General features: G+C 50.6%; 8 protein-coding genes. 1 reads left to right on the top strand and 7 read right to left on the bottom strand.

Annotated features, from left to right (window positions below; translation table 11 throughout):
• Positions 1–50 precede the first annotated feature (50 nt).
• From FEN17_RS00090 to FEN17_RS00060, 7 genes are all read right to left on the bottom strand, one after another.
• Positions 51–2,411 (bottom strand): GH92 family glycosyl hydrolase, encoded by a 2,361-nt coding sequence (locus FEN17_RS00090; protein ID WP_138363294.1) that lies wholly within the window; start codon positions 2,409–2,411, stop codon positions 51–53.
• A complete protein-coding gene (locus FEN17_RS00085; RefSeq protein WP_138363293.1) occupies positions 2,411–3,865 on the bottom strand; it encodes a RagB/SusD family nutrient uptake outer membrane protein in 1,455 nt (484 codons plus the stop codon). Before FEN17_RS00085 ends, FEN17_RS00090 begins: the two co-directional genes overlap by 1 nt.
• A gap of 25 nt (positions 3,866–3,890) precedes the next feature.
• Positions 3,891–6,959: a SusC/RagA family TonB-linked outer membrane protein gene (locus FEN17_RS00080; protein WP_138363292.1), complete on the bottom strand. Its 3,069-nt coding sequence runs from the start codon at positions 6,957–6,959 to the stop codon at positions 3,891–3,893.
• A 266-nt stretch (positions 6,960–7,225) separates the two neighbouring features.
• Complete coding sequence (locus FEN17_RS00075; RefSeq protein WP_138363291.1) at positions 7,226–8,899, bottom strand: SusD/RagB family nutrient-binding outer membrane lipoprotein; 1,674 nt, start codon at positions 8,897–8,899, stop codon at positions 7,226–7,228.
• A gap of 12 nt (positions 8,900–8,911) precedes the next feature.
• Positions 8,912–12,478: a SusC/RagA family TonB-linked outer membrane protein gene (locus tag FEN17_RS00070; protein ID WP_171037789.1), complete on the bottom strand. Its 3,567-nt coding sequence runs from the start codon at positions 12,476–12,478 to the stop codon at positions 8,912–8,914.
• Positions 12,479–12,626: 148 nt separating this feature from the next.
• Complete coding sequence (locus tag FEN17_RS00065) at positions 12,627–13,715, bottom strand: FecR family protein (protein ID WP_171037788.1); 1,089 nt, start codon at positions 13,713–13,715, stop codon at positions 12,627–12,629.
• 87 nt (positions 13,716–13,802) lie between these two features.
• Positions 13,803–14,423, bottom strand: a complete 621-nt coding sequence (locus FEN17_RS00060; protein ID WP_138363288.1) for an RNA polymerase sigma factor — start codon at positions 14,421–14,423, stop codon at positions 13,803–13,805.
• A 282-nt stretch (positions 14,424–14,705) separates the two neighbouring features.
• Between FEN17_RS00060 and FEN17_RS00055 the strand changes: the two genes are divergently transcribed.
• Entirely contained in the window at positions 14,706–14,888 is a 183-nt protein-coding gene (locus FEN17_RS00055; RefSeq protein ID WP_138363287.1) for a hypothetical protein, read from the top strand.
• Positions 14,889–15,358 lie beyond the last annotated feature (470 nt).

Below are 15,358 nucleotides of genomic sequence, written 5' to 3'. Positions count from 1 at the left end.
GTTTAGGATTAGTAGTTAAAGGCTGCCTGTACAGGGCCTAGGAATAGAAATTATTTACGGAATTTTTGGTTGGGTTGAGGTCCCATCGTCAGTTCCAATGTGCCGCCCGCGGCGATATCGTTATAATCCAAATAACATTGGTTATGTGCTTTTCCGTTAAGTTTTGCGCTTTGGATGTAGACGTTTTTGGGAGAATTTTCGTGGGCGATAATGGTAAAATCCTTGCCTTTTGCATAAGCCGGATCAAGGCGTAATGTGACTTTCTCAAAAACCGGACTGGTGATTTCAAAACGGTTTTTTCCCGGACATACCTGGTAAAGTCCGCTGGCTGCCAGCACATACCAGGCCGACATCTGGCCCACATCTTCATTCCCCACAAGCCCTTCCACCGAGTTGTGGTAAGCCCGGCGGCAGATTTCACGCGTCCATTTCTGTGTCAGCCACGGTTTTCCCACACAATTAAACAGAAACGGTACGTGATGCACCGGCTCATTGGCGTGGTTGTAGTAGCCGTTCCACATCATGTTTTCAGGTACTTTATCAAAAAAAGTGGTCAGGTCAGTGGCTACTTTTTCGCTACCGCCCATCAATGTTACCATGCCCGGAATGTCCTGCGGAACAAACCAGCCCTGCTGGTAAGGATTGCTTTCGACACAACCATATCCGTCCTGCATCCGACCTTCCGCTGGCCACGGCTGCCAGTTACCTGCTTTGTCTTTCGGACGAAACCAGCCTTTTGTTTTGTCAAAAATATTCCGGTAACTCTGCCCGCGCTTTTCAAAAACCTTCGCTATATCACTCTTCCCGAGTGACTTGGCTAATGCCGACGTGCACCATTCGGTATAAGCATATTCCAATGTATTCGAAATCCCGAAAGGCTCCACCGTAAATCCGCGCTCCCCATTCCCGAACTCGTTGCTGGTTTGCACGGCATACTTCAATGCTTTTTCCTTGTCAAACCGGGCGATACCTTTTGAATTGGCGTCGGCGATGACCGACAAGGCCGGATTCCCGATCATGCAGCCGCTGTACGCATTCAGCATTTCCCAGCGTTCGAGGTACGGTTTCTTGCGCTCGTCGGCGAGGGAAAGCAGGGAGTGCACCATATCATTTACCAACTTCGGATTGATCAATGTTTGCAGTGGAAACTGGCTGCGGAACACATCCCAGCCGCTGAAAATCGTCCTCCGCGTGTAGTCATTTGACTGATGGATTTTTCCATCCCCGCCGGTAAAGCTTCCATCCACATCCGCAAACATCCGCGGGTCGATCATCGTGTGGTACAAAGCTGTATAGAAAATGTGCTTGTCCTCGTCGCTGCCGCCGGAGACATTCATAGCGCTTAAAGCATTGTTCCAAAGCCCCACTGCCTGCTTGTGCAGCCCGTCGAAATCCCAGCCGGAAATTTCCTTTTGCAGGTTTTTCTCCGCACCGTCCATGCTCACAAATGAAATGCCCGATTTGAACAAAATCGGATCGTCTTTCCGGGTTTCATATTCTGCAAAAACACCCAGGTGATCGCCTTCCAATGTGGTCACCGAGTCCAGAATCGCGGCTTTTGCCACGCGTTCCTGGTAGCGGTCGCTTTCAATGTCTTCACGTTTGCGCGTCCAGTTTTTGGGAATGTCGGCTTTCCAGGCACCCAGTTTTTTAAATGGTTTGCTGAATTGTGCATAAAAATAAACCGTGTAATCGGCATGTCCATCGCCATTTCCCCAGCCGCCGCCGTCGGGCGTACATTTCATCCAGCCTTTGATCGTGTGATTATCCACCACCTGCACATACTGGCGCGTAGAGGTACCCCCTACCCTGCGCGCCAGGTCAATTTGTATCCGCGACTTTTTGTTTTCTGGAAATGTAAACCGCAGCATGCCGCTGTGAGGCGCGGCCGTCATTTCAGCCTTAATGTTGTAGTCGGTCAATGTGGCCGCATAGTATCCGGCGGCAGCTTTTTCCTCTTTTTTGGAATAACCGGATCGATAGCCGCTGCCTGCCACACCTTCCTTGCCCCGCGCAGTATGCAATGTTCCGGTCGTAGGCGTCACCAGGAAATTTCCCAGATCCCCGTACCAGCCGATCCCGCTCATTTGGGTAAATGCAAAACCCTCAATGGAAGTATGCTCATAGCTGTAACCCGAACCATTATCGCCGCCGGTGATCGTGTTGGGACTTACCTGCACGAGCCCGTAAGGCGTAGTTGCGCCAGGAAAAGTCTTGCCTAAACCATGGTAAATCCCGGCCTTACCGGTGCTGGTACTCGCACCGATAAGCGGGTTTACATATTCGGCCGGGGTAAGTTCCTGCGCGGCGGCATTTTGCTTTTCAGCAGTTTTCCCCGCATCACGATCGGTGCCGCAGGAAGATGAGAAAAGGCCGACCAGGGCCGCCAGGGCAATAATCCGATGCTTCATTAATATCCAGGGTTTTGCGGCAATTTGGTATTTACGTCGCGCTCACGCTGCGGGATCGGGAACAGATCGTAAGTCGATTTTACGGCAATCGATTTGGCTTTTTGCACCTTGGCTGCCAACGTCCCGGTCCGCACGAGGTCGTACCAGCGGTGACCTTCGGCCACAAATTCCTTCCGCCGCTGGTCCAGGATCTCCTCTTTTAAAGCAGCCGCGCCCGCCAGGTTAACCTTTGGCAGGTTCGCTCTTTCCCGCACCAGGTTCACATACTGGTTGGCCACCGCGAAATTTCCCAGCTCAGCCTGCGCTTCGGCGTAGGTCAGCAGCACGTCGGGATAACGGATCACCGGAAAATCCTGCTGCGAATCACCGGCAACCGGCTCGGCAGTGCGGTCCCAATATTTTTGTATATAAATGTCTTTCAGCTTGATCGTCGCGCCTTTGTCATTCTGAAATTCCGTCAGAAACGTCACTTTCTTGCGCTCGTCCTGGTCCGAAAAAGAATCGTACAAATCCTTCGTAGCTGCCTGCCAGCCCTGGGTATTCCGTATTCCGGCAATTTCCTTTGAAAGCTCCGGCGGCAGCAAACGCACATTAAACTGCCCGAACTCCCAGAAAGAAATGCTCCCGCCGCCATCGCCAAAACTCACAGAAAAAAGCGCCTCCTTACCATTGCGGCTGGTATGCTTGAAAACATCCCCATAATTATCCCAGAGCGCATATTTGTTGGACTGGATCACTTCCAAAGCCTTCGCCGAGGCGTTCTGAAAATCTTTTCTCGTCAAATATACCTTCGCCAGTAAAGCTTTCGCGGCACCGCTGGTGGCACGTCCTTCCTGGATCGCGCCGTCGAGCGGCAGGCCTTCCGCTGATTTTAAATCGCTGATAATCTGGTCGTAGATCGTATTCACACCGGCCACTTCCGGGTCGAGGGGCTCCTCTTCCGTCAGCAGCAAAGGCACATTGCCAAACATTCTCACAAGGTTGAAATAAGACATTGCCCGCAGGAATTTCGCCTCATTCACCAGGCGCGTCCGCAAAGTTTCGTCCATATTGATCGGCGGGATGCGCTCGATGGCAATGTTCGCCAGCGTAATGGTTTTATAATGAATGCGCCACATCGTGCTCACGCTGCTGTTTTCCGCATTCCACGAAAACGTTGCCAGCTGATCATTCGCAATCGCGCCCTCCTGCTTGTTGATCAATTCGTCGGAAGCCAACCCAGCCGAAATCCAGGTAGTGCTGTGGTAAATACCTTCCGGGCCGGATGACGTTGAGCCAAGATTGGAATACACGGAGTTAACGGCCGCATTCGCGTCTTCGGCAGTCTGGTAAAAACGGTCCTGCGCAATGCGGTCCTGCGGGTTTTCTTTCAGGAAATCCTGGCACGAGCTCAGCCACAAAATCGCCGCGCCCAGCACCATTCCGGATGTTTTTATAAGGTTATATCTTTTCATTTCAATCATTGAAAAATCTGTGGAACTAAAATCCAAAATTGAGGCCGACCGTGTAAGTCTTCGCCTGGGGATACCCGCCAAAATCGACGCCGACAATGTTGGTCGTGCCGCCATACGCATTGCCTTCCGGATCATATCCGCTGTAATTGGTCAATGTCCAAAGGTTGGTTGCGCTCACATACAGCCGCGCATTTGCCATCCCCAGCTTTTTCAGCACACCCGCATGGAAGTTGTAGCCCAGCGTAATATTTTTGAGTCGCATATAGGAAGCGTCTTCGATAAACCGGGACGAAAACACATTGTCATTGGCCGTAGAAAGTGCGCGGGCGTACTTGTTGCTGTGGTTTTCCGGTGTCCAGCGGCCCAGGCCAGGCTCGGCCAGCACATTCTGTTTTCCGTTCACATTAGCCAGGTCGCCCAGGTTTTGGTTCACCATCTGGTTTCCCTGCGAGCCCTGCAGAAAGAGGGATAATGTAATGTTCCGGTAAGTCACGGAATTATTCAGTCCCCAGGTGAAATCGGGCTGGGCGGAACCGATAATGGTACGGTCGAAATCGTTGACGATGCCATCGGGTTTACCACCCGGGCCGCTGATATCTTTGTAGCGGCGGTCACCGGCGGCAGGCGTCTGCCCTGCAATAGCGGGACTGCTTTTTGCATCTTCGTCGGTCTGGTAAATGCCGTCAAACACGTAGCCGAAAAACGTTCCAATCGGCTGGCCTTCCCGGAGAATGTTGCCGCCCACACCTAGGTTCACATCACCGCTCCGGGCCAGGTTCGTGATTTTGTTGCGGTTCATGGAAACATTCAGCGAAGTGTTCCATTGTACTTTTCCGTCGAGGTTTACCGAGCTTACCGCAATGTCTATCCCACGGTTTCTTACATTCCCGATGTTCAGGAGTGTATTTTCAAAACCTGTGGTAAACGGGATTGGCGTATCCAGGAGCAGGTCAATGGTATTTTTATTATAAGCCTCCACCGTCAGGTTCAGCCGGCCTTTCAATACAGCGAGGTCGACGGCCGCATTCAACTGGTCGGTCGTTTCCCATTTCAATTCTTTATTCGGATAGGAAACCGGCTCGCGGCCGCGGATCACTTCCTGGCCCGTCGTCGAGAAGACACCCTGCCCGATCGCCGCGATCAATGCCAGTGAGCGGTAAGGCGGGATCGACTGGTTACCCGTGCGGCCGTAGCTGGCGCGAAGTTTCAAATCCTGGATAAATGTCGCCGATTTCATGAAATTCTCTTCGGTAACCTTCCAGGCAAATGCCGCCGAAGGGAAGAAACCGAATTTCCGGCCTTCGGAAAACTTGGAAGAACCATCACTGCGGCCTGTGACGGTAAACAAGTATTTGTTTTTCAAAGAATAATTCACCCTTCCAAAGTAAGACAGCATACTCCACTGTAATTCACCATTTGTCGTCGTCTGCGGATTTTCGGCAGAACCGATATCATGCCAGCCGGTGCGCGAATCGGGAAAACCGAAGGCATACGCATTGACCGATTCGTTCCTGAATTTCTGCGTTTCAAATCCAAGCAGCACGTTGATACTGTTGTCTTTGTTGAGCTGCCGGTTGTAGTTGAATGTATTGGTGTTCAGCCAGGTAAGTGCCTGTAATGTCGTTACCGAAGCCTCGCCCATGCTGTTTTCTGTCCTTTTCAAAAAATTGGGACCGAATGTGTTGGACTTGGTATTCAAAGCGTCTATGCCAAAACTCGATTTGAATGTCAGCCCCTGGATGATCTGGTATTCGGCAAAAACAGAACCCAGCATCCGCGAAGTAGTCGTGATCGCCTGATACTCTTTGGCCTCAGCGATCGGGTTGGCGACGGCGTCCTTGCGGTCGTGCTGGAAAGTGTAGCCGCCCGGCCGGGTCGGATCATATACCGGCAGGATCGGGTTGAATTGCAGAGCATTGGTCACCACGCCCTGCACCACATTGCCCGGCCCCGTAAGCACCCCGTTCGTGGACATTCGATTGAAGGACAGGTTGGTACCCACTTTCAGTTTTTTGCTGACGTCGGTATCCAGGTTAAGCTTAAAAGAATAGCGGTCGAAATCCGAGCCGAGCACAATGCCATTTTGTTTAAAATAACCCCCACCCACGGCATAGCGCGTCTTGTCATTGCCGCCCGTGAGCGAAACCTGGTAATTGGCGATCGACGCTTTGCGGAAAAGCTCTTTCTGCCAGTTGGTACCCTCGCCCAGGCTGGCCGGATTGGTGTATACCGGCGCCAGTTTAGCATTGGTTTGCGCCTCGTTGACCAGCGTCGCAAACTGCGTCGCATTGAGCATATCCAGCGTTTTGGTCACCTGCTGGCTGCCGTAATAGGTTTCAAAATTGATAGAAGCCTTGCCCGATTTGCCTTTCCGCGTCGTGATCAGGATCACACCATTTGCGGCGCGTGAACCATAAATCGCCGTGGCCGAGGCATCTTTCAACACTTCGATGGACTCGATATCGCTGGGGTTGATGGTCGAAAGCGGGTTCAATGATGGCCCGCGACCACCCGCCGACATTTCAGCAGTATTGTTGTTTATTAACATGCCGTCGATCACATACAGCGGCTCGCTGCTGGCGCTCACCGACGTTGTACCCCGGATACGAATGTTGGTCCCGCCGCCCGGCACACCATTGGATTGCACCACCTGCACACCCGCCGCGCGGCCCTGCAAAGCCTGGTCGAAAGTGGTGACTGGCGTAGCTTTCAGCTCTGCCGAAGTGATGGAAGCAACCGAGCCGGTCAGATCCGATTTCTTGACCGTACCATAACCTACCACCACCAGTTCGTCGAGGTTTTGCAGGTCCTCTTTCATGGTGACATTGATACTCGTCTGCGCGCCTACCGGCATTTCCACGGGCGCGTAGCCGATAAACGAAAAGAGCAGCACGGCGTTCTGCTCCGATACTTTCAAGGCATACGTCCCGTCGACATTGGTGACGGTGCCCGTGGAAGTATTTTTAACGATAATGTTGACACCGGGCAAAGGTTCTCCCCGGGAATCGGTGACCTTGCCGGTCACCTGCTGCTGAGCAGCCGCATCCGTCCAAAACAGGGCGAAAAGCAGCAAAAAAGGTAAAATGACTCTCATAGGTTACAGGGTATTTAGTGATTACTCCATCGATTTATGATTACTAAACCGATTTAGTACGCTAAATAAACCGGTTTAGCATTAAAATAAAAATCTTTCGCGAAATATTTATAAATAGACTTTACAACCACTGATTTTAAAAAAAACAAACACCCTGAAAAGCCAAGATCAGCACCTCTGCCGCCGGAAAATGGCAGGTCAGAAATACTGATCGTGGGAGGGTAAAAAGATGCATCGGGTTTTAAATTTTTAACCCGATGCATCTTTTAGTAAGGCTTGTTCGTGCCTTGTATCAGCCACATTTTGGCGTAATGATGGTCTTTGCTTTGGCCGGCGGGGATGTAGTTGGTGCTGCCCAGCTTGTTGACGGCGTCCGTGTAGTTGGCGATGTATTTCGGGTCGAGGTTCGGGGAGGGATACATGTAGCGGATCGGTAATGCCGGGCCGAACTGTGCTACGGGACCGGTTTTTAATGCCGGGAAACCGGTGCGTCTCCAATCGAACCATGACTGGATGCTGAACCAGGAGGATATCCATTTTTGCTCCAAAATCCGCTCCTGCTTGTTGGTGGCGCTGGCGTAGCTTACACCCGGCTGTGCGTAGTAATTTTCAAAATTGAATGTCGCAGCTGTCAATGCACCTTCCTTATCCATAGAAGCCTGCACTGCTTTTTTATAATGTACCTCTGCGTCTGTCGCGCCAAATCCACCGAGCAGGGCAGCTTCTGCGAGGATGAATTCTACTTCGGGATAGTTCATGAAATTCATTGCCACATACGGATCGATGTTTTTGCGGTAGCGGTCGTGGATGAAGGAAATGTAGGGATTCTGCTCGTTGGGGTACACCGACACATCATTTCCTTTGTTATAAACAATTCCCTGCGTGATCGGCAAACCGACCGGCAGGCCCACGTACAGACTGGTATCCGCGCTGGAAGCAACTGCTGGCACATAAACGACGGAGTAAGTTTCGCCAAAAAGGTTTGTATAGGATTTCGTGGTTTCCGTTTTCACCGTCGCGTCCCATTTTCTTTTTACCGGGTTCGCCCAGCGCTGTAACCGGGGATCATTCAATTGGATCAGCTTGTCTACCAGCGGCTTGGCTGGTTTGGTCAGCCAGTTGAATGTGGCCGAGGCGAGCGGGCCGCCTGGTTGCGAGTTGTCGGAGTTGGTACCGAGGAAGGCGATCGAGGCGTCGTCGGATTTGCTGGTAAATGCATTGGCGGACGCTTCTTTAAATTCGGTTTCCAGGTTGATACCCAGTGCCGCCATTTCCGCTTTTTTATCAGCCAAACGAAGGGCGTACCGCAGTCGCAGCGAGTTGGCAAATTTCCGCCATTTGGTCACATCACCTTTGTACATCACATCCGAAGTAGCACTCACCGCATCTTTTGCCGACAGGTTTTGAAGTAATCCATCCGCGGTTTTCAGGTCCGTCATAATGCCTTTGTAAACGTCTGCCTGCGCGTCATATTTTGGAAAAAACTGACCGTTACTAGCTTGCAGGGCCTCGCTGTAAGGAATGTCGCCGTAAAGATCCGTCAGCAGACCGAAAACCATCGACTTCATCGTCAACCCGATTCCCTGGAAAAACTTGTTATCATCGCGCACACCATTGTCATAAATGATCTGCACATTCCGCAGAATATCATAGTAACCGGCCCAGCTTTCCTGCGTCCAGGCGTACTGGTTGGTTTCGGCAGCGCCTTCGTTGGTCCCCGCCTGCATATATTGCATGGCGGCGGCGATTTTGGAGCTATTTTTACCCAAATTAAAAACCAGCTTGCCACTGTTCACCAGCGAGTAAGTCAGCACATAATTGGAAGATACATTCTCCGGACTATTCGGATTTTTATTGATTTCGGTCAAATCCCCGCATGCGCTCAGCCACAGACACATCGTCGCAAGGAAGGAAATTCTTAATGCTTTTATCGTTTTCATTTTCGCTTGCAATTAAAAGTCTACATTCAATTTAAGACCGAAAGAACCGGTGAAAGGAAGTACATTATAATACTCCACCCCCTGCGACCAGCCGACGCCATTTGGCCGGAAAGCCCGCTCCGGATCGAGGCCTTTGATGCCCGCCGCAGTCCACATAAAAATGTTGTTCGCCACAAATCCTAGCGACGCATTCTGCAAATGCAGACGGTTTACGAATGTTTTGGGGAGGCGGTAAGTGATCGAAACCTCCCGCACTTTTACATAAGTCGCGCTGTACATATTTTTTTCGGCAAAAGGGCGGTTAGCGTAGCGGTAGGCGCTGAAAGGGTCGAGCCACTTGCTGCCGGGCCCGCCGAGGTTTTCGGTATAAACTGTTTTTCCATCCGCATCTTTGGTAGCAAGTACGCCGGGGTTCAGGCTGGCATCCTGCACCCTTCTGCTGGCCTCCACGCTGCCTTCCGGCCAGGCAAATCCGTGGTACTCGGCATTGCGGCCGCCTACCCAGCTGCCCAGGTATTTTTCAGGATTGGCCTTGATCTGCTCTTCCAGGCTCTGGTTCGGATCGTAGCTTTCGCCCGTCAATGTTTTTTCGAGCTGACCATTATTCCCGAGGAACATCATGGTATTGGAATAAAATGAGCCGCCCAGGCGCCAGTCTACATTCGCGAATAAGGTCACATTTTTATAAGTGATCGACGGCTGCACGCCCATCAGGAACTTGTGGTTGAAGTTCCCGATCTTTTTCAGGTTGTTCACATCATTGTCGGTCTGGTAAAGTCCGCCGTTGGTGACGATCGGGTAGCCATAATAAGGCGAGCTGGTATCCTTCACTTTCAGGATCGGCGCTGCATAAATGTCGCCCACCTGGCCGCCTTCGTAGGTGCGCACCTCGGCGCCGGAGTACGATGCAAAAGAAAAATATTTGATGCCCTCGGCCAGCCGGGTAATGTAAGTACGGTTGCGGGTCAATGTGAAATTCATGTCCCAGCTGAAATTTTCCCGCTTGATCGGCGTCGTGTAAAGCGCCAGCTCAAAACCTTTGCTTTCTACCAGACCAGCATTGATCTGCTTTGTGTTAGCGCCTGATTCAATGGGCGTCAGGATCGATAGCACCTGGTTTTTATTTCCTCTCTGATAAAATGTCGCGTCCAGTCCCAGGCGGTTACTGAAAAATTTCAGATCCACACCAATCTCGCTGGAAGTCGCGATTTCCGGTTTCAGGTTGGCGTTTTTGAGCGTACCGTCCATATACATATTTTTGGCCGAGCCCCAGTCGAGGGCAGTTTGGTAAATGCGGCTGTAAGCGTAAGGCGCCACATCATTTCCCACCTGTGCGTATCCGGCGCGGATCTTGGCAAAGCTCACCCAGCGCGGCATTTCAAACATTTCGGAAGCGATCACGCTCAGCGAAGCCGATGGATAGAAGTAGGAATTGTTCCCTTTCGGCAAAGTACTCGTCCAGTCATTGCGGGCGGTCAGGTCCAGGTACACCATATCTTTGAAACCCACTGAAGCCGAGGCGTAGGCACCGTACAATTTTTTTCTGTTCAAAAGACTATTGTAGGAAACCGCACCCGGCGCACCATTTGAAATGTTGTACACGCCCGGTACCACCAGTGCCGTAGCGGCTGTGGCAAGGCTGCGTCCGTACTGTTGCAGGCGGTTCACCCCAGCCAGCGCATTTACGCTCCAATGTTCACCGAAGTTTTTCTTGTAGCTCAAAATCAGGTCCAGGTTCGTCTCTTTATTATAGTTGTTCGAAACCTGATAGGCACCGTTCACGGCCTCGAAATTGTTGTAGGCTTTTTTGGCTTCCAAAATTTCTTCATAAGAGTCGCGCGAGAAGCGGCCGGTGATCGAAAATTCCTTGGAAATTTCGTAATCGAGCTGGATTTTACTCACGATCCGGTCGCGTTTGAAACCCGTCGGGTTTTCGTATACCAGATAAAAAGGGTTATTCTGTTTGTCCTTGTATTTTCGCTGCGCGATGCCTTCCTGGCCAGGCAGCCAGTAGTCGCGGAGATCGTTAATGTTCACTTGCGCGCCGGTTTCATAGACGCTGCGAACTACATCATTACGGCTCTGGTCAATGATAGGCCGGTTGTCGGAGCCCGATTCGGTAATGTTCATATTCACCGAAGCCCGCAGCTTGTCAGTCAGGTTGTAGGTTGTATTTAAAGCAAGCGTCAGGCGGGAGAGATCGGTATTCGGGATGATGCCGGTATTTTTCATGTTCCCGAGCGACAACCGGAAATTTCCTTTGTCGTAATTACCATTCACCGAAATGTTGTTGGTGTTGGTAATGCCGGTCCGGAAAAAATCCTTGAAACGGTTGGGATAAGAAACCAGTGGCACTTTCTGACCATTGCTGTTCCACAAAACCCACTGCTCGCCTTTGTCCAGCGCGGCGCCCCAGCTCTCATTTTCAGGTTCTTCCAGAATATGCGCCCCGGTTTTACCCGAGCCGAATTTGTTCTGCACCTGCACATATTGCAGCGGCACATCAGCTACCACCGAAGTGTTCAGCGAAACACCAATGCCTTTTTTACCCGCCGCACCGGATTTGGTTGTGATCAAAACCACACCATTCCCTGCGCGTGAACCGTATAATGCTGCTGCGCTGGGGCCTTTCAAAATCGATACACTGGCAATGTCGTTGGGGTTGATGTCGGAAATCGGGTTACCCATATCTGCACCGGCAAAACCATTGGAAAGCTTGTTGGCCACCGGCACACCGTCGATCACAAAAAGCGGCTGGTTGTCCCCGTTCAAGGAATTTGCCCCGCGAATGATCATACTTACCGAAGAACCGACGCCGCCGCCCATTTGTGAAATCTGCACCCCGGCCACCTTACCCGCCATCGCATTCAGCACATTATTCTGCGGCGTTTGCGTGATGGCAGTGCCTTCTACCGTGCCGACAGAGTAGCCCAGCGATCTTTTGTCGCGCTTGATACCCAGGGCCGTCACCACCGCTTCCTGCAAAGTTTCCACACTTTCCATCATGATGATATCCAGCAAATTGCCACTTCCCACCGGCACTTCCTGCGTCTGGAAACCGATATAAGAAAAGATCAGCACCGCGCCGTCGCCATTTACATCAATCGAAAATTTACCGTTGGCGTCCGTGGTTGTACCGGTTTGCGTCCCTTTCAGCATCACATTTACGCCCGGAATCCCTGCTTTATCAGCATTTGCCAACACCGAACCCGTCACGGTTTTTGCCGGAGCGGGCCGAACTTCCGCCACCGAGATCGACATCGGGCCGGAGGATTTGGGCACATTGCCTACTTCTTTGAAAAGCAAAATCTGCTTTCCGGTGGCTTCGTACGAGATCTGCAACGGGCTGAGCAACTTGGTGAGCACCACGCTCAGCCGCTCGTTACTGGCCGAAACATTCACTTCCAGCGAAGACTGGATTTCGTTTGGGTTGTACATGAAGCGCGCATCCGAGCGATTTTCCAGCGCGGATAATGCTTTTTTCAATGTGATGCCCTCCATTTGCAGGCTGATCCTTTTTTCCAGGATTTCCTGTCCCTTACCGGTGCTGGCAAAAGACAGGCTGGTAAAGAACAGCATGATCAAAAGGTGCAGCACCGAAATTTTGGTGACTGCAGTGCCCCGCCCGGCGCACCGTGCACCAAAGCGCCTTGGGTTTAGGAATAGTAAGGTTTTTGTCATAAAAAGATTAAGCGGGTTTAGTGAATAGTTGGTGGTTTTGGAAAGGTTACGGGCCGGTTTCAATGATGACTTTGCCTTCTTCGATATGATAATTTCCCTTGATAATGCGGCAGATTAGTTGCAGCTCGTCGTGGAGGCTCATGTCGGCAAATGTGGCAGTGAGCAGGTATCCGTCGATTTTTTCAGGTTCGTATTTGATATCGATCCCGTACGCTTTTTCCAGTGCGGTGAAAACTTCCGTAACCGGCGTTTCGTCAAAGGAAAATTCAGGAGAATGGTATAGCGTGACCAATCCTTCTATTTTGGATTTGGTCAGTTTGGCAGCATTTTGCGTGAATGTTGCCTGCTCGTTCGGCGACAGCACCACGTCGCCGGAGGCGGGCGGGTTCGCTACCCGGTCCGTTTTTTCCAGATCTTTTTTGGCAAAAACCGTCACCTTCCCCGTGACTACACTCACCGAGGCCTGCTTTTCGCGGTTATAAGCTACCACCCGGAAAGAGGTACCCAAAACCCTGGTTACTAATTGATTGGTATAAACAAAAAACGGATGTGCAGGATCTTTTACCACATCAAAAAAACCTTCGCCATCGAGGTACACGATGCGTTTCGAAGCCTTTTCCATCGCCGGGCTGAATGATAGCTGGCTGCCCGGTTGCAGGATCACGGTACTTTTATCGCCCAGCAGCACCGTCATGGGTTTGTCCGTATTGTTCTTGCGCTCCGTCCTGATTTCGTCAGAAGTTGATTGCTTTGAAATAACATTGGAAGAAGAACCGCCCGGAAATTTGTGCACCAGCCAGCCCAGCCCGGCCACCAGCACGATGGCGGCAGCAATCCGCGAGAGTATGAAATAGATCCGTCTGCTCGAAGGTTTTTCAGTAACGTCCGCATTACCCAGCCGGCCCAATGTTGCCTCCACGATCTTGCCCAGTTCTTCATCAGAAACCGTCTGCCTTTTTTCCTGCATCGCCAACAAAAGCGCCCGTGCCGCCTCTACCCTTTCGGAGCGATCGGGATTGTCTACCAGCCAGTAATGCCAGAATGCGGTTGCCTCGGGATCAGCATTCAGCACCCACGCCCGGAAGAGCGCGTCGGTCAGGAGATCTTCAGTCGTATAGTTGCGGTAGTCGGTCATGATCATGCTTCAATTAAGAGATGCAGGGGACGCACCTCAGATACCAGATTTTTGTATTATTTTTTTAAAATTTATAAGAAAGTGCCTTTAATAGCCCAGAAACAGCGTTATTAAAGCACAAAGACTGATGGCGACCGTCTTGATCCGGTCGCGCAGGTTCATGAACGCCTGCTGGATGAGGTTGGAAACGGTTTGGGGTGAAATGGTCAGGACCTGCGCAATTTCCTCGCGGCTGAGTTCCTGGTAATATTTCAGATAAATGACTTCGCGCTGGCGCTTGGGAAGTAGATTGAGCAGATCGCCCATTTTGCGGGTGCGCTCGGCCAGGCTTTCTTCTTCGATCAGCCACCATTCCGGAGAAAATTCAATGTCCGTGCTGCCCGTAGTTTCAGCGTCGGCCATGTCGTGGTGTTCAAAAAGTTGGAGCTTGTGACCCTCGCGGTAAACTTTCCGGCGGAGCGAGGTAAAAAGATAGGCGCGCACATTGTTGGGACTGGATAAGGCGCCCCGGCGGTTCCAGACTTCAATGAACATTTCCTGGATGCAGTCTTTGAGGAATTCTTCGTCCTTGATAAATTTCTGGCCATAATTGACCAGCGACCGGTAGTGAATGTGCATCAGCGCGCCCAAAGCCTGCTCACTGCCGAGCACCAGCTCTTTCCAAAGCTGGGCATCTCGCAATCTGTTGTTTTCAGACAGATGGGGCATATTCACAAGTTTAGCCGATGTTAACAGGTCGTCAGGAAACTCTTATCGGAAAAGCGTGTGGCTGGCAAAGCGCCGGTTTTCAGTTATATTTTTTAACTGTTTAATGCTATACTGGATTAGGCGGAAAACGTACCTCTGGATTTAGAAGATGGCAGAAATTTATTTTTTGTTTGGATAGGACTATCCGGAGAGATTTTAAACTCAGGTGCGGATTGATTACTTTTGTTCACTCGAATCGTCTAAACAGAAACGGGTTACCAACATTCCTTCATAAATAACACCATGAAAAAAACAGCAAATGCCCCGGAAGTAAAAGTTGCTGATGGTGCAAAAAATCAGGTGAGACCCAAAACGCTCTTTCAACAAATGTTGGAAGACAAAAAAGTTTTATCCGACCACATCAGAGGTAAGGTAACAGAATCAGATTTAAACGCGAGAGGTATCAAACTTGTTAAACCCATATAAAATTGTTGATACTGGTAAACACACATACTGGTTTCAAACAGATGCAAAAGTTGAATACGTTGCATATTTTTCCGATTCATCGGGATATTTTTTAGACTATCCGGAATTCAATAACAACATTTTAGGCTTCACGTTCGAACCCTTTGGGGAACATCGTGAAGCCATTTATTTAGGAACGAGGGTATCAAAAACTTTAAATCAAAAGCATGACCCAAGAATTATTGACACCGTTTCATCAATCCTGATCGAGCTTTTTGAAAGCAATCCGAACAAGGCAGTTTCAATGATTTGCGAGGATACTGACGGGCTTGCCAGATGCAGGAACAGGCTATTTAACAGCTGTTTGTATGTACCCCGTTTCTCAGACAGCTATTAGTTGTTGTATTTCCTTTTTCATCAGCAGGTCTTTCCATTCAAAAGGTGTCATATTGCTGAGTCCTTCGTGAGGTCTTCGTTGATTGTATTCTTCT

It is taken from the genome of Dyadobacter luticola (genome assembly GCF_005860805.1).
Taxonomy (GTDB): domain Bacteria; phylum Bacteroidota; class Bacteroidia; order Cytophagales; family Spirosomataceae; genus Dyadobacter; species Dyadobacter luticola.
Note: the sequence above shows the minus strand (reverse complement) of the source record. Positions and strands in the feature narration are given on the sequence as shown.

What these genes read in the sequence shown, in the direction of transcription:
- FEN17_RS00060 (WP_138363288.1), bottom strand. Translation starts at nt 14,423, where the DNA reads ATGCCCCATCTGTCTGAAAACAACAGATTGCGAGATGCCCAGCTTTGG.
- FEN17_RS00075 (WP_138363291.1), bottom strand. Translation starts at nt 8,899, where the DNA reads ATGAAAACGATAAAAGCATTAAGAATTTCCTTCCTTGCGACGATGTGT.
- FEN17_RS00070 (WP_171037789.1), bottom strand. Translation starts at nt 12,478, where the DNA reads ATGCTGTTCTTTACCAGCCTGTCTTTTGCCAGCACCGGTAAGGGACAG.
- FEN17_RS00080 (WP_138363292.1), bottom strand. Translation starts at nt 6,959, where the DNA reads ATGAGAGTCATTTTACCTTTTTTGCTGCTTTTCGCCCTGTTTTGGACG.
- FEN17_RS00065 (WP_171037788.1), bottom strand. Translation starts at nt 13,715, where the DNA reads ATGACCGACTACCGCAACTATACGACTGAAGATCTCCTGACCGACGCG.
- FEN17_RS00085 (WP_138363293.1), bottom strand. Translation starts at nt 3,865, where the DNA reads ATGAAAAGATATAACCTTATAAAAACATCCGGAATGGTGCTGGGCGCG.
- FEN17_RS00055 (WP_138363287.1), top strand. Translation starts at nt 14,706, where the DNA reads ATGAAAAAAACAGCAAATGCCCCGGAAGTAAAAGTTGCTGATGGTGCA.
- FEN17_RS00090 (WP_138363294.1), bottom strand. Translation starts at nt 2,411, where the DNA reads ATGAAGCATCGGATTATTGCCCTGGCGGCCCTGGTCGGCCTTTTCTCA.